This is a genomic window from Microbacterium lacus (genome assembly GCF_044794305.1).
Taxonomy (GTDB): Bacteria; Actinomycetota; Actinomycetes; order Actinomycetales; family Microbacteriaceae; genus Microbacterium; species Microbacterium lacus_B.
On the sequence record NZ_CP084996.1, the window covers coordinates 1,812,615 to 1,829,311 of the forward strand.

Annotated in this window: 18 protein-coding genes; 8 read left to right on the forward strand and 10 right to left on the reverse strand. The window is 67.3% G+C overall.

The window, feature by feature from the left end; translation table 11 throughout:
* The first annotated feature begins 33 nt into the window (after positions 1–33).
* Positions 34–981, forward strand: coding sequence for a LysR family transcriptional regulator (locus LG299_RS08760; protein ID WP_404429282.1), 948 nt, complete (start codon positions 34–36; stop codon positions 979–981).
* Here the strand turns inward: LG299_RS08760 and LG299_RS08765 are convergent.
* On the reverse strand, positions 924–1,580 hold the full coding sequence (locus tag LG299_RS08765) for a hypothetical protein (RefSeq protein ID WP_404429284.1): 657 nt from the start codon (positions 1,578–1,580) through the stop codon (positions 924–926). The two genes, LG299_RS08760 and LG299_RS08765, sit on opposite strands and share 58 nt — an antisense overlap.
* 123 nt (positions 1,581–1,703) lie before the next feature.
* Here LG299_RS08765 and LG299_RS08770 point away from each other — a divergent pair, with 123 nt between their 5' ends.
* Genes LG299_RS08770 through LG299_RS08780 form a run of 3 tightly spaced genes read left to right on the forward strand, consistent with a single transcriptional unit; the run spans position 1,704 to position 3,384 of the window.
* The gene (locus LG299_RS08770; RefSeq protein ID WP_404429286.1) at positions 1,704–2,336 is read left to right on the forward strand and encodes a hypothetical protein; all 633 of its coding nucleotides are present in this window, start codon (positions 1,704–1,706) and stop codon (positions 2,334–2,336) included.
* A gap of 17 nt (positions 2,337–2,353) precedes the next feature.
* Positions 2,354–2,878 (forward strand): hypothetical protein, encoded by a 525-nt coding sequence (locus tag LG299_RS08775; protein WP_404429288.1) that lies wholly within the window; start codon positions 2,354–2,356, stop codon positions 2,876–2,878.
* Positions 2,875–3,384, forward strand: coding sequence for a hypothetical protein (locus tag LG299_RS08780; protein ID WP_404429290.1), 510 nt, complete (start codon positions 2,875–2,877; stop codon positions 3,382–3,384). Before LG299_RS08775 ends, LG299_RS08780 begins: the two co-directional genes overlap by 4 nt.
* On the opposite strand, the gene LG299_RS08785 is transcribed toward LG299_RS08780, so the two are convergent.
* The 3 genes from LG299_RS08785 to LG299_RS08795 all read right to left on the reverse strand — a co-directional run bounded on the left by LG299_RS08785 (position 3,332) and on the right by LG299_RS08795 (position 6,111).
* Positions 3,332–4,663, reverse strand: coding sequence for a hypothetical protein (locus tag LG299_RS08785; protein ID WP_404429292.1), 1,332 nt, complete (start codon positions 4,661–4,663; stop codon positions 3,332–3,334). The two genes, LG299_RS08780 and LG299_RS08785, sit on opposite strands and share 53 nt — an antisense overlap.
* Before the next feature lie 111 nt (positions 4,664–4,774).
* Entirely contained in the window at positions 4,775–5,434 is a 660-nt protein-coding gene (locus tag LG299_RS08790; RefSeq protein WP_404429294.1) for a hypothetical protein, read from the reverse strand.
* Between the two features lie 116 nt (positions 5,435–5,550).
* On the reverse strand, positions 5,551–6,111 hold the full coding sequence (locus LG299_RS08795) for an acyl-CoA thioesterase (protein WP_404429296.1): 561 nt from the start codon (positions 6,109–6,111) through the stop codon (positions 5,551–5,553).
* A gap of 141 nt (positions 6,112–6,252) precedes the next feature.
* Here LG299_RS08795 and LG299_RS08800 point away from each other — a divergent pair, with 141 nt between their 5' ends.
* Positions 6,253–6,759 carry a GNAT family N-acetyltransferase gene (locus LG299_RS08800; protein WP_404429298.1) on the forward strand — a complete coding sequence of 169 codons (507 nt, stop codon included), beginning with the start codon at positions 6,253–6,255 and terminating at the stop codon, positions 6,757–6,759.
* A gap of 7 nt (positions 6,760–6,766) precedes the next feature.
* Positions 6,767–7,534 (forward strand): coenzyme F420-0:L-glutamate ligase, encoded by a 768-nt coding sequence (locus LG299_RS08805; protein ID WP_404429300.1) that lies wholly within the window; start codon positions 6,767–6,769, stop codon positions 7,532–7,534.
* A gap of 149 nt (positions 7,535–7,683) precedes the next feature.
* Here LG299_RS08805 and LG299_RS08810 read toward each other — a convergent pair whose 3' ends face one another.
* Genes LG299_RS08810 through LG299_RS08820 form a run of 3 tightly spaced genes read right to left on the reverse strand, consistent with a single transcriptional unit; the run spans position 7,684 to position 11,187 of the window.
* Positions 7,684–9,399 (reverse strand): cytochrome b/b6 domain-containing protein, encoded by a 1,716-nt coding sequence (locus LG299_RS08810; protein ID WP_404429302.1) that lies wholly within the window; start codon positions 9,397–9,399, stop codon positions 7,684–7,686.
* 11 nt (positions 9,400–9,410) lie between these two features.
* A complete protein-coding gene (locus LG299_RS08815) occupies positions 9,411–10,400 on the reverse strand; it encodes an electron transfer flavoprotein subunit alpha/FixB family protein (protein ID WP_404429304.1) in 990 nt (329 codons plus the stop codon).
* 10 nt (positions 10,401–10,410) lie between these two features.
* Entirely contained in the window at positions 10,411–11,187 is a 777-nt protein-coding gene (locus LG299_RS08820) for an electron transfer flavoprotein subunit beta/FixA family protein (protein WP_404429306.1), read from the reverse strand.
* Positions 11,188–11,289: 102 nt separating this feature from the next.
* Between LG299_RS08820 and LG299_RS08825 the strand changes: the two genes are divergently transcribed.
* Positions 11,290–11,826, forward strand: a complete 537-nt coding sequence (locus LG299_RS08825) for a MarR family winged helix-turn-helix transcriptional regulator (protein ID WP_404429308.1) — start codon at positions 11,290–11,292, stop codon at positions 11,824–11,826.
* Here the strand turns inward: LG299_RS08825 and LG299_RS08830 are convergent.
* From LG299_RS08830 to LG299_RS08840, 3 genes are read right to left on the reverse strand one after another with little or no spacing between them, the layout of a single operon-like run.
* On the reverse strand, positions 11,823–12,599 hold the full coding sequence (locus LG299_RS08830; protein WP_404429310.1) for an enoyl-CoA hydratase-related protein: 777 nt from the start codon (positions 12,597–12,599) through the stop codon (positions 11,823–11,825). The genes LG299_RS08825 and LG299_RS08830 overlap by 4 nt on opposite strands.
* An 8-nt stretch (positions 12,600–12,607) precedes the next feature.
* Positions 12,608–13,504: a 3-hydroxyisobutyrate dehydrogenase gene (mmsB, locus tag LG299_RS08835; protein ID WP_404429312.1), complete on the reverse strand. Its 897-nt coding sequence runs from the start codon at positions 13,502–13,504 to the stop codon at positions 12,608–12,610.
* 58 nt (positions 13,505–13,562) lie between these two features.
* Positions 13,563–14,750, reverse strand: coding sequence for an acyl-CoA dehydrogenase family protein (locus tag LG299_RS08840; RefSeq protein ID WP_404429314.1), 1,188 nt, complete (start codon positions 14,748–14,750; stop codon positions 13,563–13,565).
* A 220-nt stretch (positions 14,751–14,970) separates the two neighbouring features.
* Here LG299_RS08840 and LG299_RS08845 point away from each other — a divergent pair, with 220 nt between their 5' ends.
* On the forward strand, positions 14,971–16,659 hold the full coding sequence (locus LG299_RS08845) for a choice-of-anchor I family protein (protein WP_404429316.1): 1,689 nt from the start codon (positions 14,971–14,973) through the stop codon (positions 16,657–16,659).
* Positions 16,660–16,697 lie beyond the last annotated feature (38 nt).

A 16,697-nucleotide genomic window follows, 5' to 3' on the forward strand; every position in this document is an offset into this window, starting at 1 on the left:
GATGTCATCGATGAATGGTCAAAGGAGGCCGACGTGTTCGAGCTGCGGCGGCTCCGCCTTCTGCACGAACTCGAGCTGCGCGGCACGCTCGCCGCGGTCGCCGAGGCGCTCTCGTACAGCCCGTCGACGATCTCGCAGCAGCTCGCCCAGCTCGAACGCGAAGCCGGAGTGCCGCTGTTCGTGGCCGACGGCCGTCGAGTCCGACTCACCGAGCACGGTGCGGCGCTGGCCGCACACGCTGCACGGGCGCTCGAGCTCGACGAGGGAATCCGCGGCGAGCTCGAAGCACTGCGGCCGGGAATCGCGCCCGTGCGAATCGCGGCCATGCAGACCGCAGCGCAGGCGATTCTTCCCTCCGCGCTCGCTCTTCTCGCCGAGCGTGCGCCGAACATCCGGGTCGAAGTGGCCCAGCTACCGCCCGAGGAGGGCCTTTTCGAGCTTTCCGCCCGGAAGTTCGACCTCGTGATCGCCGAGCAGTATCCCGGTCACACACGTGCCCACGAAGCCGGGCTCGAGCGTGCGACCCTCGGCGAGGATGTGATCCGCCTCGCCCTCCCCCGTGAATCGCGCGAAACCACACTTGCCGACCTCGCCGAGCGGCCCTGGGCCATGGAGCCCGAAGGCACCGCGGCACGCCAGTGGGCGGTGCAGCAGTGCCGCGCAGCCGGCTTCGAGCCCGATGTGCGGTTCTCGCTCTCCGATCTCACCGCGCACGTCGGGCTGATCGATTCCGGCCTCGCCGTGGGCTTGCTCCCCGACCTCGTGTGGGCTGGCCGCGTTCCACCCGTACGGCTCGTCGACCTTCCGTCCACGCCGACGCGAGAGATCTTCACGGCCGTGCGCGGGTCGTCCACCTCGCGCCCCGGCATCCGCAGCGTGCTCGACGCGCTGCGCGACGCCTTCCCGATCCGGGAGGGCGAGCCTCACTCGGTCGCGGGTTCCTCTCCGAACAGCGCCCAGACGCCGGCGACGCAGGAGTAATACGTCGACGTCGACGTATCGATATAGACGCTGCCATCGGGTTCGCAGGTCGCATCGGCAGGCGGGGCGCCGTCTCCGAGAACAACCTGAGTGCCATCCTGGCCCGGGGCCCCGGAGGCGCCGGTCTCACCCGTACCGCCCGGAGCTCCGGGCGCGCCCTCCGGCCCGACGAGGTTCTCGGCCATGTCGACGCGCAGGTTACCTACGCGCTCCCATCCACTCTCGCGAAGGACGAAGACGTCCGAGTTGGTGAGGTTGATGTACACGTCGCCGACCCGACCCTGATCGGCGGCAGGCTCGCCACGCCCGACGCGAACCGCGGAGCCCGCGGGCATGATCTCGCTGACGATCTCTTCGAGCGCTTCTTCGTCGATCTCGGGATCTTCGCTCGGCTCAGGAGACGGCGTCGGTGACGGCGACGCGCTGGGTGCGGCCTCGTCGCGTGTAGCGACGGCGCCGCCGATCCAGCCGCCGAGGAGAGCTGCGACGATCGCGACGATGACCGCCCCGACGATCACCCAGATCGCGGTGGATTTGGTGACGGTCACGGTCTGCGTCGGCTTTGAGGTTGACGTCGACGTCGGCGTGGGCTCAGACACGGGTTCCCCATTCCCGGCGCCTCGCGCCGATGAGGTCACATTATCGGCCAAGACGCGGTTCGTACACGACACGCGTGGCCCAGCGGCTCACGGGCCGGAAGACGGTGCTCGTAGTCTGGGCTAGTGACCGAAACCACTCCCGCGCGGCGGCGGTTCGCGTGGATACGCGCAACGACCGATCGAGTGCCGACGAAATGGTTCGCCGCCATCGGAACGGGAGTCTTCCTGGCTGTGACCGCCGCGTTCGGTGGACTCGCCACGGCCGCCGAAGAGCCCGTGACCTCGGCTGAGCCCAAGGAAGAGGTCGTCGCCACTCCCTTCACGGTGTCGGTGGAGCGCGCCGTGCTCATCGACGAGTTTCCTGAAGCAGGGATCTACGTCGAAGACGGACAGCGTGTGCTTGCCGTGCAGTTGGAGGTCGTGAACACCTGGACTGAGCCGCTCGCGGCCGTTTCTGAAGAGGGCCTGGCGGGCGCCGTGCGTGTGCAGGGTCTCGATCCGGCTGAGTCGGCAGCACGCTACGACGATGCCACCGGCAATCCGCGACTCCAACCGGGCGTACCAGCCTCGATCGTGCTGACGTGGGCGATCGACCCCGAAGACTTCAGTGAGGGCGACGAGATCGTCGTCACGGTCAACACCATGTCGTTGCACGTCGGCTCGTTCGTCGCGAGCGGGCAGTGGTGGACCGATCCCGTCCCGGCCGGCGAGGTCACTGTGGTGGCAGAGGACGTCGGATCGGGAGTGACCGAGTGAGGCGCCGGACGCAGTGGATGATCGCCACAGGCCTCCTCGCGCTTGCGTGGCTCGTGGCACTCGTGACACCGAGCGAGTCCGCCCACGAGGCACCTTTTCCTGTGGCAGCGGCGAACGGCGATGAGGGCGTCGGGCGCAACCTCGCGGTTCGCGTCGATGAAGTGCGCAAGGCCGAATCCGTTCTGGAGGACGGATGGACGGCCGAGGGCAACTGGCTCGTCGTCGATCTGGAGGCCGCCGCGGTCGTTGAGGAGTTCGGAGTCTCGCTCACGCTGGCGACGTTCACTGTCGATGGCCGAACGTACCGCGCCAGCGAACGCCCGAGGTCGTTTCTGCAGGCCGGACTGTTCGCGGGCATCCCGCAAACTGGATCACTCGCGTTCGAACTCGCCGATGATGTGGTCGCCGGCACGGGCGTTCTGCGCTTTGCGGTCAACGCCGATGCGCGTCTCGATTCCGTCATCGAAGTGACCGTTGATCTCGCAGAACTCGAGACCGAAGCATCCGTCGAACTTCGTCCGGCCGAATGGCGCAGTCGATGACGGGCTGGTGGCGACGCAACGCTGTCGCGCTCGGAGTCCTGGTGGTCGTTCTGCCCGCGACATTCGTCACGGTGGCCAGTCAGGAGTCAGCCCAGCGCGGCGGAGCCTCTCACGACGTGTTCGTCGCACTCGGCGAATCGGTGAAGTATGCCGGCGCGACTGTCGGGCCAGCGCAGGCAGAGATCAACGATGACCCGGCCGCTCCGCGCGGCACCCGCGTGGTGGCGGTGACGGTAGAGATCGATCCAGACCCGACGAACCCGATCGCGTGTCTGAGCCCGCAACTTCACGAGGTCGGCGGGCTGCAGCGTGCGTGGAATGAGCGATCCGTCGAACTCAATCGGGGTTTCGACGAAGACATCACATCGTGCTCCAGCGAGGAGTCCTTGCCGTACTCTCTTCGACTCGAGTACGTCGTTCCCGAAGACGCGACGGGTCCTTTCACTGTCGACGTCAACTCGGTCGAGGGATGGCCGGATCTTGCCCGTCTGCGGGTGGAGCCGTAAGCGGGTCCGCCGTAAGCGGGTCCGCCGTGAGTGGGTCCACCGCGACCGTCTCCTCGTCCGGCAGGTACTCGTCCTGGGCAGTAGCGTCTGCGGGCCGCACGGTGAGGTTTCCCACAACAGCGTCATAGGCACCGGCGACGAGGCTCACACGCAAGGGCTCGATCACGAACGGCACGGCGAGCGTGACCAGCGCCATATTGGCCATCCAGAACGCGAGTTCATGCGGCCCCACGAGTCGGGTAGCCGCGACCATGAGAAGGTTCTCCACGGCCAGGAGGACCGTGTAGATCAGCACGTACGAGCCAACGAGCACGGGCCCCGCCCGCCACATGAGCACGAGCGCCGCACCGATCGGCCGAAAGCGCGACGTCAGACTTGCCCACAGGTCATTGAGTCGCGAACGCGCACGGGCGGGTAGCCCGAGGTAGCGGGACCGGATGCTGTCGAGCCCCGCGATCTTCACCGAGACTCGCTCGGGCGCGACGGCTTGGCCGTAGACCACACCGGCGATCGTCAGCCAGGCGATCGGGAGCAGGATGATGCCGCCGGCTTCTCCCAGCAGCCACTCGATACCGTCCCACACGAAAGCAAGCGGGGCGAAACCCGCAGCGATCGTCTCGCGCAGATCTGCCAACCACACCATGGCTTGACGACTGGCTACCCATGCCGTGACGAGGTCGATCGCCTGCGAGAGCAGCACGATCGTCAAATAGACCCAGAGCGCCTCGAGGTAGGCAGCGAAGATGGCGAAGAACTTGGGCAGTCGCGGGCGATAGCGAGCCAGCAGCCAACGCAGGACGAATGCCACGACGATCAGAGCGATGGTGAGCGGCCCGAGCACGAGTTCGCCGACCGCGCCGTCACCGGCAGGTTCGAAAATGAGTGCCTGATTGACCTCGAGCACGCGGGAGAAGTACGCCGAGGCGTCGTCACGGAGGAAGCCCCACGCGGCGTAGAACGCGAAGAACGGGAGGATGCCCGCCAAAAGCGCGCCAACGAACGACGCGCGTCGCGACTGTCGATCAGTCGGAAGCGTCTCGACCGATCTGAGCGAGCGCATGCCGTCTCGCAAAATGAGCAGCATCGCCACGAACGGCACCAGTCGACACAGAATCGAGATCGGCAACAGAAGAGTTCCGGCTAGGGCGTTGTACGCCCCGACGAAGCCCGCGAGTTCGATCGACGCGTACCAAGCCAGCGTCCCTGCGACATACCAGGCCAGCAACGCCGGCCAGTGCATCCACAAGACACGGGCAGCCGTGCGCAGGATGTCGATCACGTGTCCACGCTAGCGTCCCTGCACCGGACCCTCCCTGCGGCGTCTCGCCACCACGGGCCGAGGAAGCCCCGGGCGGGTCCGCGCGCGCGAACGCGGACGCAACCCGGGGTCCTAAACGGTGTCTGTGCGACGGGTCGGAGCGGGCTCGTCCACGCGGTCGCGCTCGGTGCGGATCATCTCGGCATCGCGCTGCGGCGCAGCTTCGTCGGTGTGAGTCCTAACGATCGGCTCGTCATCCGCGCGCGGCTGGTCGGCGACAGTCGGCTCCGCCACACGGGGGACGTCGTGCGCTCGGTCGGCATCCGCCACACGGTCTGCGCCGGCGCGGTCGGCATCTGCCGTGCGCGGTGCGGCATCCCCACTGTTCGAGGCGTCCGTGCGGTTCGTGTCGACATACGGGTCGATGTCATCCGCCTTGCGCAGTGTCTCCTGCTGGGCGCGGCGTTGCTCCTCGACATCGGCGGCGTGCACGTCGATCTGCTCGGCATGCTGTTGCGCGTCGATCTCAGCCTGCGCCGCGCGAGCCTTGGCCTGCTCAGACGCAGCCGTCGCCGAGGCGGCGTCGGCGCGCGACTGCGCGAGCTTCGCTTCATGCTCTCGGGCGGCGAGGTCGGATTCGCGAGCCTCTTCGCGGAGCTTCTCTGCCTTTTCGTGCTGCGCCTGCTCGCGATGCTGACGGCGTCCGCGCGAGGTCATCGCGATGACGACCGCAACGATGACGATGACGATGACGACCGCGACGGCGATCCAGATGAGTGCGGTGGTGTCCACGGCAGGCTCCTTCGTTTCCGCGCCGGCGGGGGGTCACCGGTGCATTGTCCACGCAACCCGACGGCGCGCACTCTGGCAAACGCCTTGCCGATCCCTCGCTTCTGCGGTATGTGAGGTCAGTGCCAGTGGCTGGGAGCGGGATTCTTGGTCGACGGAAGAGCGGACGCCTCGGCCCATTCCGTGACCCACGACTCAAGCTCGGGCAGGTCATCGGGCCGGTGAAGTGCGTCGAAGAGCTCTTCGAGGGGCACGATGCCGCCGCTGCGGCGAAGGAATCGTGCGCGCACGATCATCTCGGCGTAGATCTCGCCATCAACCACCGCACGGTGGATGAGGTAGGACGATTTGTCGTCGTGACCCAGCAGACGCGACTCGACGATGAAGGGCTGCCAGAGCTCGAGCGACTTGCGAAAGGTGATCGTCTCGCTCGCGACGACCGCGTACCACTTGCGCTCGTTCAGCAGATCCCAGAGGCCGGTGCGGATCAGCAGGTCGAACCGGCCGAGGTCGAACAGCGACCCGTAGCGACCGTTGTTCATGTGCCCGAGCAGATCGATGTCGGTGGGAAGTGTACGCACGCGCACGCGTCCGATAGCGGTCGGTGCGAGGCGTCCATGGCGACGCAATTGCACCTTGGCACGCCAGATCGTCAGGAGGGTTCGCCAGATCACGTTCACGAGGAGTGATCGTAGCGATCCGCGAAGAACTCAGCGATTCGATTGTGGGATGCCGACAGTGCAGGAGTGGCGGCCGGGGCCCTTCGCTGTCAACCGTCCGCTCGATTTCGTGTCGTCCGGAGGCGAGCGTAGAGTCGCGGCATGGAAGCCGAAATCCAGACCGACATTGTCGTCCGTCCGGTACGTGACGTTGACGCCGAGGCCCTCGGCCGCGTTCACGCCACCTGCTGGCACGAGACCTACGACCACCTCATCAGCAAGGCCGCGCTCGAAAAGATCTCACCGCGCCGCATGGCTGAACTGTGGACCCATTGGGCCGTTCAGGGGCCCGACTTCAAGATGTTCGCCGCGCTCGTCGACGGCGAGATCGTCGGGTTCGCCGGTTCGGGCCCCGCCCGCGACAAGGACGCCCCGGCGTTCCGTGAGCTGTACTTCATCTACCTTCTCGATGCCCACCACGGCACCGGGATCGGGCAGCGCCTGTTCGACTCGGTCATCGGCTCTGACGAGTCGGTGTACCTGTGGGTGGCCGAAGACAACCCCCGCGCGCACCGTTTCTACACGCGCAACGGCTTCACACTCGATGGCGCCGCGCACACCGAGCCCTTCCTCGGCGAGACGCTCACCGAGGTGCGCTTCGTCCGCTAAGCCCACGTTGCTCCAGATTTGGGCCCTCGAGGGTATCCCCGAGGTCGCCGAGGGCGATGATCTCGTCGACCTCATCGGCCGCGCGTGCGGGGATTCGCTGCGCGACGGTGACATCGTCGTCGTGACGTCGAAGATCGTCTCGAAGGCCGAAGGGCGGATGGTCGCAGCATCCGACCGTGAAGATGCCATCACCGCTGAGACCGTACGCGTCGTCGCGACGCGCGAATCATCCGGCCACCGCACCCGCATCGTGCAGAACAAGCTCGGAATGGTGTCTGCGGCTGCCGGCGTCGACGCCTCGAACACCCCCGAGGGCACGATTCTCCTATTGCCCGTGGACCCGGATGCCTCGGCCCGCGCGATCGCCGCGGGTTTGCGTTCCCGGCTCGGCGTGGAGATCGGCGTCATCGTGACCGATACCCTCGGCCGCGCATGGCGCGAAGGGCAGACCGACTCAGCGATCGGCGCGGCCGGCGTGCACGTGTTCGAAGACCTGCGCGGGCAGACGGATGCTGAAGGTCGACCCCTCGTCGTCACCATGCCGTGCGTCGCCGACGAAATCGCTTCGGCCGCCGACCTCGTCAAGGGCAAGGCTTCGAAGTTGCCCGTCGCCGTCGTGCGCGGGCGCGCTGACCTCGTCGGACCCGTCGATCTTCCGGGTGCGCGTTCGATCGTGCGCCCGCTTGAGCGCGACATGTTCCGACTCGGAGCGGATGAGGCCTACGCCGACGGCTTCGCTGCGGGCGCTCGTTCCGCGGCCTCCGACACCGCCTGACCCGCTCCCCGCTCGACCCTCTCCCCGCGCGACCCCTTCAACCCGCGAGAACCCAGTCCCGCGACGAGAGCACAGGCGTAGACGGGGTTCTCGTCGGCGAACTGAGTTCTCGCGGGGATTTGCCTAGAGCCTTCGCGTCCGCGGAAACGTCAGCGGCCGCTGACGCTCCCGAACAGTTTCGCGATCGGTGCGACGACCAGCGGGCGGGCTGCTGCCCAGCCGATGGCGATGACGGCGATCGAGGCGGTGAAGATGAAGAATCCGGCCCAGTTGTCGGCGTACGCGTTGGGGTCTGTCGAGCCCTGCGCGGCGTACATGTGGTTCAGGTTGCGGAGGGCTCCGGTCGCGAAGACGAGGACGACGTGGACGAAGATGAACAACACGAAGTAGAGCATCACCGGGAAGTGGATCGCGCGTGCCCATTCGACCGGGTACGCCTTGTTGAGAGCGGTCGCGTTCTTGGGCCAGATGCCCGACATGCGCACACCGGTGATGATGGCGAGCGGGGCGGCGATGAAGACCGTGACGAAGTACGCGAGCTGCTGCACCGAGTTATAGTTCACCCAGCCGTTCTCGGTGGGCCAGTCCAACGAGATGTACTGCAGCACCGCCGAGATCGCGTTCGGGAACACTTCCCACGAAGTGGGCACGATCCGCATCCACTGCCCGCTGACGAAGAGCAGCACAACGAAGATCACACCGTTGATCACCCACAACAGGTCAAGACCCTGGTGTAGCCAGAGGTTGAGGCTGATCTTGCGCTTCTTGTTGGTGCGCGGTGACCAGAACGCGGTCGGACGTTTCTCGGTGCGCACCTGGAGTCCGGTCCGGATGATCAGCACCATCAGGAACACGTTGAAGAAGTGCTGCCATCCCAGCCACGCGGGGAACCCGACCGGGGCCCCTTCGGGCAGGTGGTACTCCCCCGGGTAGGTAGCAAGCCAGTGGGAGCCGGGTTCGGTCGAGAGGAGCCAGCGCACCGCGGCGACGGCCATTCCCGCAAGGAGCAGCAGCGTGATTCCGCCGATCACGGTGATGCCCGCCCACTGCAGTTTCGTGAACGGCCCGATCTTCGCGGGTGGTGGGGTGGGTTTCGGATGCGGGTTCGCGAAACGCTGTTGCGCCGCAGCCCCCGCCCACACGGTGCGCGTGAATGGCAGAGGGGTCGACAGGTCGGTGGTCGTTGCGACGGCGGTTGTGGTGAGGACGGGCTCCACGACGGCGGGCACGGATGCTGCGTCCCCCGCGACCTCGAGCGCCTCAGGCTGCTCCGCTGGTGTTGCTGCCGCTGAGACCTCAGCCGAGGGCGCGAACCCGGCCGGAGGCCAGGGTTCTCCCCCGGCTACGCGGGGAAGACCCCGGCGGAGCGGCTGGGCCGAACCTGCGTCGGGTGTCGCGTGCTGCCGCACGGCGGCAGCGGGAGCGGCCACGGCTGCCACCAGAGCCGGAGAGTCTTCGGCGGTCGTGGCCGGCTGGGGCGAAGCATCCGGAACCGCCGTCGCAACGACAGAGGCCGCAACCGGCGCCACGGTGGATGCCGGGGGCCAGGGCTCGCCGCCCGGAACGCGGGGCAACCCGCGGCGCACCGCGCGCTGCGCTCCGACCGCAGGAAGTGTCGCATCTGGCCGCTCTGCACCCGCAGAAGCGACAACCTCTGACACATCGGCATCTGGTGCTGGGGCCGAAGGCGTCACATCTTGTCGCTCAGCCTCCGCGGACGCGGCAACATCTGACACATCCGCGCCGGCGACAACACCCGCGGCGACGCTGGCGACGTCGACATGTGCTTCCCCGGCCGGGGGCCAGGGGTCGCCGCCGGGGTGCCGCGGAAGCCCGCGCCGCACCTGCGTGCTGAAGGTCGCCATCCGCCGGAGCCCTACTTGGCCTTGTTCGCTTCGAGCGCGGCGATCAGCTGCGGCACGACCGTGAACAGGTCGCCCACCACGCCGAAGTCAGCGATCTCGAAGATCGGGGCATCGCCGTCCTTATTGATCGCGACGATCGTCTTCGCCGTCTGCATACCCGCCTTGTGCTGGATCGCCCCTGAGATTCCCAGAGCGACATACAACTGCGGCGACACCGACACACCGGTCTGCCCGACCTGGTACGAGTACGGCACGTACCCGGCATCGACCGCCGCACGCGAGGCGCCGACGGCAGCGCCGAGCGCATCTGCGAGGTCATCGACCAGCGAGAACTTCTCCCCCGAGCCCAGTCCGCGCCCACCGGCGACAACCTTGCCCGCACCACGCAACTCGGGGCGCGAAGAGGCAACCACGGCTTCTTCGAACGACTCGATCGTTGCGGCGGGTGCTCCGGATGCCTCGACCGCAAGCTGCTCGACAACCACAGGCTGCGCTTCAGCCCGGGCGTCAACCGCGCCCTGACGGACCGTGATCACCGCGGCGCCGAAGGTCGGTGCGGAATCGACGTTGTAGGCCCCGCCGTAGACGGAGTGGTGCGCCACGACGCCCTCGTCATCACGAGAGATGCCGACCGCGTCGACACACAGCGCCGAGCGCGTGCGGGCGGCGTACCGCCCCGCAACATCCCGCCCCTCGATCGAGTTCGACACCAGAATCGCGTCCGGTCGCACCAGCGCAGCCGCCGCGGCCAACGCGTCGACCAGCGGCACCGAGAGCGCGGACATAGCGTCGGCACCATCGGCCACCAGCACGACGGTCGCGCCGAGCCCGGCAGCCGCCTCGGCCAACGCCTGCTGGCGCTCAGCCGAAGCCACCACCAGCGCAACAGGGGTTCCGGCACCGGCCGCGGCACCGAGCAGGCCGGCCGAGCTCTTCGCGAGCTCACCGGACGGGGTGAGGTCCAACAGGACGAGGATCGAATCAGCAGCAAAGTCAGTCATCGGAGCATCCCTAGGCCAGTCGGTTCGCAATAAGGTACTCGGCGAGTTGGGTGCCAGCATCCCCCTCGTCGACAATTTTCGTTCCACCTGAGCGCGGAGGCTTCTCGCTCACCGCCGTCATGATCGACCGCGCGGCGGCGGGATCATCAGCGTCGACACCGAGGTCAGCGAGCGACACGGTCTCGAACGGCTTCTTCTTCGCCGCCATGATTCCCTTGAAGTTCGGAAAACGGGCATCCGGGAGCGCCTCAGTGATCGAGATCACCGCGGGAAGCGGCGCGGTCACATGCGCGGTGCCCGCATCCGCCGCGCGCGTACCCGACACACTCTCAGCAGAGATCTGCACCGACGAAAGCGCGGTCGCCTGCGGCACACCGAGCAACTCAGCCAACATCGCCGGGAGCACCCCACCCGTGCCGTCCGTCGAAAGGTTGCCGGTGATCACCAGGTCGAATCCCACACGCTTCACCGCCGCCGCGAGCACCTCGGCCGTCAGGCCCAGGTCTGCTCCTGCCAGCGCCGGGTCAACGACCTGCAGCGCCGACGCCGCGCCCATCGCGAGTCCCTTGCGCACGGTCGTCACGGCCGACTCGGGTGCCATCGACACGACGACGACCTCGGTGCCCGCGTTCGCGTCGGCATACGACAACGCCACCTCGAGCGAACGCTCACCGATCTCATCGAGCACCTTGTCGCCCGCGTCACGTTCGGCGAGCCCGGTCTCGAGATTCAGCTTGCGGTCACCATACGTATCTGGAACTTCCTTGACCAGAACGACGATCTTCATGCGTACCCCTTCGTCTCCATCGAGTCTATTTCAGCCGCGGGATGCCCCACGTGCGGAATGGACGAAACCGACTACCGTGGGCCACAAGGGAAGGAGCCGGTTGTGGCACGTGTGAAACCGCTCGCGATAGATCCGATCGCCGAAGCGCGTCGGCAGTGGCTCGCGCACGGCTGGACCGATTCCGCTGCCGGCATGACCGCCGTCACCTCGATCATGCGCGCGCACCAGTTGATGCTCGCCCGGGTCGAAGCCACGCTGCGCCCCTTCGGGCTCACCTTCGCGCGGTACGAGCTGCTCACGCTCTTGAGCTTCACGAGAGGGGGACGGATGCCGATGGCCTCGGCATCCGCTCGCCTGCAAGTACACCCGACCAGCGTGACGAACACCGTCGACCGGTTGGAGGCATCCGGACTCGTGCGCCGCGTGCCGCACCCCGAGGACGGCCGCGCGACGCTCATCATGCTCGAGGAATCCGGCCGCGAACTTTCCGCGCGAGCGACCCATGCCCTCAACACCGAGGTGTTCGCGACGCCCGGCATCAGCGCCGACGACACCGACGAACTCGTGGCGATCATCGCGCGCCTGCGCCGCGACGCGGGCGACTTCGCCGACCCGCGGCCGGTGCCCGACCCGCTCTAGCGGTTCTCGAAGTCGGGTGACCGCTTCTCACGGAAGGCGGCCATGCCCTCTTTCTGGTCGGCGGTGTCGAACAGCGCGGCGAAGACATGGCGCTCCAGGCGCAGCCCCTCGGCCATGGGCGTCTCCATCGCCGCGTCGAGAACGGCCTTGGCTGCGTACAGGGACGGGAGCGACTTCGCCGCGATCGTCTCGGCCATCTTCTCGGCCTCGGCGAGCAGGTCTGCGGCAGGGACGACCCGGGAGACGAGCCCGGCGCGTTCGGCTTCCGAGGCATCCATCATCCGACCCGTGAGAATCAGCTCGGCGGCCTTGTAGTAGCCGACCGCGCGGATCAGCCGCTGCGAACCACCCATCCCCGGGATGACTCCGAGGTTGATCTCGGGCTGACCGAACTTCGCCGTGTCGGCGGCGAGGATGATGTCGCACATCATCGCCAACTCGCACCCGCCGCCGAGCGCGTAACCCGACACCGCAGCGATCACCGGAGTGCGCACCGCGGCGAACTGCGCCCAGCCGCCGAAGTGGTCGGCCATGAGCATCTCACCGCCCGTCTTCGACTCCATCTCTTTGATGTCGGCTCCGGCCGCGAAAGCCCGCTCCGAGCCGGTCACGACGATCGCGCCGATCGCGTCATCGGCGTCGAAGGCGGATGCTGCAGCCACGACGTCCTTCATCACCTGGGTGTTGAGGGCGTTCAGGGCCTCGGGGCGGTTCAGGGTGATCCACCCCACCCGCCCGCGGGCCTCGGTGAGAATCGTCTCGTAGTCAGTCATGGGTCTCCTCAGGCATCTTCGCGGATCGTTTTGATGATCCCCGAGAAATCCTGCCCCGCGCCCGGCCCAGCCGCGAAGTCTCGGTAGATCTCACGGGCGAGCATTCCCATTCGGGCATCTACTCCCGTCAGCGCGATCGCCTGCTCGGCGAGACCCAGGTCTTTGTTCATCAGCGCTCCGGCGAAGCCCGGCTGATAGTCACGGTTCGCGGGGCTCGTGGGAACAGGGCCGGGCACCGGGCAGTTCGTCGTCAACGCCCAGCACTGGCCGGACGCATTGGAGGCCACATCGAACAGCGCCTGGTGCGAGAGCCCGAGCCGCTCACCGAGAACGAATGCCTCGGCCACCGCGATCTGCGACACGGCGAGGATCATGTTGTTGCACACCTTGGCCGCCTGGCCCAGCCCGGCTTCGCCGCAGTGCACGACACGACGCCCCATCGCCTCGAGCAGCGGGCGGGCGGCCTCGAAGTCGTCGTCGGTCCCACCGACCATGAAGGCGAGGGTCGCGTTCTCGGCACCCACGACGCCGCCCGAGACGGGCGCGTCCAGACTGCGGTGACCGGATGCTTCGGCCAGAGCATGCGCTTCGCGCGCCTCATCGACGGCGATCGTCGAGCAGTCGATGAGCAGCGTTCCGGGTTGCGCGACAGACAACAACCCCGCGGAGCCTTCCACGCCCGTATAGGCATCGATCACCTGACGCCCGGACTGGAACATCGTGATGACGACATCGGCGGTGGCGGCAGCATCCGTCGCCGACTCCGCCACGGGCAACCCCGCCGAGCGAGCAGCCTCGCGGGCGCCCTCGAACACGTCGAACCCGGTGACCGCATGTCCGGTCGCGGCGAGATTGCGGGCCATGGGTAGGCCCATATGACCGAGCCCGAGAAAAGCTATTCTCATCGCACGCTTCCTTCCGTTTCGGCGAGGCGCGCGAGGCGCGTCATGCAGACACAGACTCTCACTTGGAACCACCCAGAAGTTCGCGACCGATGATCACGCGCATGATCTCGTTCGTCCCTTCAAGGATCTGATGCACCCGCAGGTCGCGCACGACCTTCTCGATGCCGTAGTCGTGCAGGTAACCGTAGCCGCCGTGAAGCTGCAGCGCCTGGTTGGCGACGGTGAAGCCCGCGTCGGTGGCGAAACGCTTCGCCATCGCGCACTGCAGCGACACGTCGGGCACCGACGCACCGGCGGTGTGCGCGTCGAGAGCGGCGGCGGCATCCCGCACGAGCGCACGGGCGGCGCGAAGCTCGGTGGCCATGTCGGCGAGAGCGAAGACGACCGACTGCTTCTCGGCGAGCGCCTCACCGAAAGTGAAGCGCTCGTGCACGTAGCGGATCGCGCGGTCGAGCGCCCACTGCGCCCCACCGATCGAGCAGGCGGCGATGTTCAGGCGTCCGCCATTGAGCGCGGACATCGCGATCTTGAAGCCCTGCCCCTCGTGCCCGAGCAGGTTGGCCGCGGGAACCCGCACCTCGTCGAGGATCACCTGGCGGGTCGGCTGGGCGTTCCACCCCATCTTCTTCTCGTTCGCACCGAACGACAGGCCGGGGGTGCCGTCGGGCACGATGAAGGCCGAGATACCGCGGGCACCGGGCTCGCCGGTCCGCGCCATGACGATGTACACCGCCGAAGAACCCGCGCCCGAGATGAACTGCTTCACCCCGGTGAGCACGTAGTCCTCGCCCGACCGGATTGCCGAGGTCGTGATGGCAGCGGCATCCGACCCTGCACCCGGCTCGGTGAGACAGTAGCTCCCGAGATCGATCATGGCGGTCATGTTCGGCAGCCACTCGGCGCGCTGGGCATCGGTGCCGTACGTGTCGATCATCCACGCGACCATGTTGTGGATCGTGATGTACGCGGCGATCGTGGTGTCGCCCTGGGCGAGCTCTTCGAAGATCGCGACCGCTTCGGAGCGACCGAGACCGGTCCCGCCGTGGTCATCGCGGACGTAGATGCCGCCCAGTCCGAGTTCGCCCGCGGAGCGCAGCGTGTCGACCGGGAAGTACTTCTTCTCGTCCCACTCGAGCGCGTGCGGGGCGAGCGCGGTGGTGGCGAACTCGCGGACGGCCTCGAGGATCGCTTCGCGCTCTTCGGGGGTGATCGCGCTCATGGGCATGTTCCGAACAGTGGTCGACATCTGTGTCTCCTTGCTTCGCAGGGCCGACCTCGTGGGTCATTCCGGCGGTCGTTAGCGTGCCGACATTGGCACAGTGTTCATTTTACATGGACGTCCATGTATTTGGAATGTCGTCCGATGAAGAGATTGTTCGCCCCCCGTTCACCTTCACCACACCAGCGGTCGGTAGACCGGTCACGCGGTGCGTTCGCGCCGCGCTTCCCCATCCCCGAGGACACTGATGCCTTCGTATTCGACCCGGCGCCCCGCCGTGTTCGCCGCCGCCACCCTGACCGTCTGCGCGCTCGCGCTCGCCCCCGTGACCGCCGCTTCGGCCGCGGTCGTCGCCGACCCCATCACGTACTCCGCCGATGACGCCGCGCTGGCTCTCGCGCCGCTCGGCAGCTTCGAGACCGGCGTCTTCGACGAGTCCGCCGCTGAGATCGTGACTGCGTACAGCGATCGGCTTTTCGTCGTGAACGCACAAGCCGGGTCGGTGAGCGTGCTGGACTACGCCGACCCGACCGCGATCACCCAGGAGTTCGAAATCGCATCGGAGGGTGTGGCGAACTCCGTCGCGGTGCGTGCTGACGGCCTGGGCGTGATCGCGTTCGAGGCTCCCGTCAAGACCGACCCCGGCCACCTCGTCTTCTTCAACGCGAAGGCGACGGATGCTTCCACCGCCGTCCTCGGTGAGGTCACCGTGGGCGCCCTCCCCGACATGGTGTCCATCAGTGCCGACGGCAAGTACGCGGTCGTCGCCAACGAGGGCGAACCGGCCGACGACTTCTCGATCGATCCGGAGGGTTCGGTCAGCATCGTCAAGCTGAACCCGGCGAAGGCGTGGGCACCGAAGCAGAAGGATGTGCGAACCGCGAACTTCCACGCGTTCGAGGCGGGTGGGTCGATGACCCTTCCCGAAGACGTGCGCGTGTTCGGCCCGACACCGAGCGGTGCCGACAAGCCCGTCTCGCGCAACCTCGAGCCCGAGTACGTCGCGATCGACGGCCGCACGGCCTACGTCGCTCTGCAGGAGGCGAACGCGATTGCCGTGATCGACCTGAATCGCGCGCTCGTGACCGAGATCATGCCGCTCGGCTACAAGGACTTCGGCGCCGAGGGCGCAGGCCTCGACCCGTCCGACCGCGACGGTGGCGTCAACATCCGCACGGTACCCGGGCTCAAGGGCATCTACATGCCCGACGGCCTGCACGCGTACACCGTGAACCGCACGACCTACCTGGTCTCGGCGAACGAGGGCGATGCACGCGAGTGGGGCGACTATGTCGAGCCCGCGCGAGTGAAAGACCTCGGAGACGACGGCCTCGCCCCTGTGTGCGCCGATAGCCCCTTCGCTGCCCTGACAGGAGACGCCGACCTCGGCCGCCTCAACGTCACGATCGCGAACGGCTTCAACGCCGACAAGGGTTGCTATGACGAGCTCTACGCCTTCGGCGGTCGTTCGTTCTCGATCTGGTCGACCGACGGTGAGCGAGTCTTCGACTCGGGCGACGCGTTCGAGCAGATCACCGCGGCCGCGGCGCCGGAGTTCTTCAACTCGAACCACACCGAGTCGAACCTCGAGGGTCGCAGCGAAGACAAGGGTCCCGAGCCTGAGAGCCTGACGATCGGCGCGATCGACGGCCGCACGTATGCCTTCATCGGCTTCGAGCGCGTCGGCGGCATCGCGGTCTTCGACATCACCGACCCCACAGCATCCGCCTTCGTCACCTATATCAACAACCGCGACTTCTCCGTCTCGGTCGAAGATGCCGACGAACCGGAGTCCGTACTGTCTGCCGCCGGGGACCTCGGGCCCGAGGGTCTGACGTTCATCCCGGCCGCGACCTCTCCCACCGGCGAACCGCTGCTCGCGGTCGCGAACGAGGTCTCGGGCACGACGACGCTGTTCTCGATCACGGCGCCGTAACCCAGGATCGGCGCGCGCCGACGATCGCGCGCCCCCGC

Bases quoted from the DNA above. Each gene is read 5' to 3' on its own strand.
- LG299_RS08775 (WP_404429288.1), top strand. From the start codon at position 2,354: ATGATCGCCACAGGCCTCCTCGCGCTTGCGTGGCTCGTGGCACTCGTG.
- LG299_RS08780 (WP_404429290.1), top strand. From the start codon at position 2,875: ATGACGGGCTGGTGGCGACGCAACGCTGTCGCGCTCGGAGTCCTGGTG.
- LG299_RS08800 (WP_404429298.1), top strand. From the start codon at position 6,253: ATGGAAGCCGAAATCCAGACCGACATTGTCGTCCGTCCGGTACGTGAC.
- LG299_RS08810 (WP_404429302.1), bottom strand. From the start codon at position 9,399: ATGGCGACCTTCAGCACGCAGGTGCGGCGCGGGCTTCCGCGGCACCCC.
- LG299_RS08815 (WP_404429304.1), bottom strand. From the start codon at position 10,400: ATGACTGACTTTGCTGCTGATTCGATCCTCGTCCTGTTGGACCTCACC.
- LG299_RS08820 (WP_404429306.1), bottom strand. From the start codon at position 11,187: ATGAAGATCGTCGTTCTGGTCAAGGAAGTTCCAGATACGTATGGTGAC.
- LG299_RS08830 (WP_404429310.1), bottom strand. From the start codon at position 12,599: ATGACTGACTACGAGACGATTCTCACCGAGGCCCGCGGGCGGGTGGGG.
- mmsB (WP_404429312.1), bottom strand. From the start codon at position 13,504: ATGAGAATAGCTTTTCTCGGGCTCGGTCATATGGGCCTACCCATGGCC.
- LG299_RS08840 (WP_404429314.1), bottom strand. From the start codon at position 14,750: ATGTCGACCACTGTTCGGAACATGCCCATGAGCGCGATCACCCCCGAA.
- LG299_RS08845 (WP_404429316.1), top strand. From the start codon at position 14,971: ATGCCTTCGTATTCGACCCGGCGCCCCGCCGTGTTCGCCGCCGCCACC.